This window comes from Dietzia sp. B19, from assembly GCF_014145155.1.
GTDB classification, from domain to species: Bacteria; Actinomycetota; Actinomycetes; order Mycobacteriales; family Mycobacteriaceae; genus Dietzia; species Dietzia natronolimnaea.
The window spans coordinates 1-1,210 of the sequence record NZ_JAALED010000523.1 but is presented as its reverse complement, the minus strand read 5'-3'; the positions used below and the strand labels follow the sequence as shown (position 1 = coordinate 1,210).

2 protein-coding genes and 2 tRNA genes are annotated in these 1,210 nt (G+C 69.8%); all 4 read left to right on the top strand.

Annotated elements, in window-relative coordinates; translation table 11 throughout:
- The coding region (locus G6020_RS14215; RefSeq protein ID WP_182611057.1) for a DUF3566 domain-containing protein at positions 1-448 on the top strand (448 nt) is incomplete at its 5' end.
- Positions 449-536: 88 nt separating this feature from the next.
- Positions 537-610: transfer RNA gene (locus G6020_RS14210), tRNA-Ile, on the top strand.
- A 59-nt stretch (positions 611-669) separates the two neighbouring features.
- Positions 670-742: transfer RNA gene (locus G6020_RS14205), tRNA-Ala, on the top strand.
- Between the two features lie 73 nt (positions 743-815).
- Positions 816-1,210 (top strand): MFS transporter (locus G6020_RS14200; protein ID WP_182611056.1); only part of this gene is annotated, 395 nt, incomplete at its 3' end.

Here is a 1,210-nt window from a genome sequence, read left to right as displayed (position 1 = left end):
CGAGGGACTGCCCGGCGGTGTCGCGACCGCGCACTCGGGTGGCGCGGCCGGTCGCGCGGCCCCCATGGTTCCGCCGACGGAGCGGCGGGGGCCGATGGAGTCGGTGCTCGTCCTGCGACGCATCGACCCGTGGTCGGCGTTCACCACCGTGCTCGGGCTGATGTTCGCCCTGTACCTGGTGTGGATGGTCGCGATCGGTGCCACCTACCTCCTGCTCTCCGGCATGGGGGTGTGGGACCGGCTCGGAGGGTTGCTCTCCGGGGTCGCGGGTGACGAGTCGGCGGCCGCGATCGGGCCGTCGACGATCTTCCTCTACAGCGGCGGCGTGGGACTGCTCAATGTCCTGCTGCTGGCCATCCTGACGACCCTCGCGGTGTTCATCTACAACCTCGCCGCCGGGCTGACCGGTGGCGGCGTGCAGGTGACGCTGAGCGATCGCCGGAACTGAGGTGCCGGTTCGGGGGTCCCGTCGTCGCCGCGGGACTCCCGATTTGGGTGGCGGCGCGCGCGTCGGGTAGATTAACGCTTCGGTACGAGGGCCTATAGCTCAGGTGGTTAGAGCGCCAAACTGATAATTTGGAGGTCGGAGGTTCAAGTCCTCCTAGGCCCACCCCCGCATGGCAGACGCCGGATCGCTAGCCGCGGTCCGGCGTTCACGCTTTGTGGCACGGGGCCTTAGCTCAGTTGGTAGAGCGCTGCCTTTGCAAGGCAGATGTCAGGGGTTCGAATCCCCTAGGCTCCACTCCTCTCCCTCCCGCGTCCCCCTCCCCGCCCGACGGGTGTCGGGCCGTGGTGGACCGACCCCAGGACCGCCCGTGGACAGCACTTCCCGCTCGTGGACACCGTTCGTCCTGATGGCACTCGTCGTGACGGCGGCGCTGATGTCGAGCGCGACGCCATCCCCCCTGTACGTGGACTACCAGGAGGCCTGGGGGACCAGCGGCGCCATGATCACGGTCGTCTACGCGGTGTACGCGCTGGCCGTCCTGGTCCCGCTACTTCTGTTGGGACGACTGTCGGACGCGATCGGCCGCCGGCCGGTGGTGATCACCGGCCTGGTGCTGCTGGTGCTGAGCATGGCCGGGCTCGCGGCGGCGCCCTCGGTGGCCTGGCTGATCGCCGCGCGGGTGGTGCAGGGTCTGGGCGTCGGGCTGGTCACCGGATCGGCGGCGGCGGCGATCATCGAGCTGCACCCCACCAGGAACGCCCG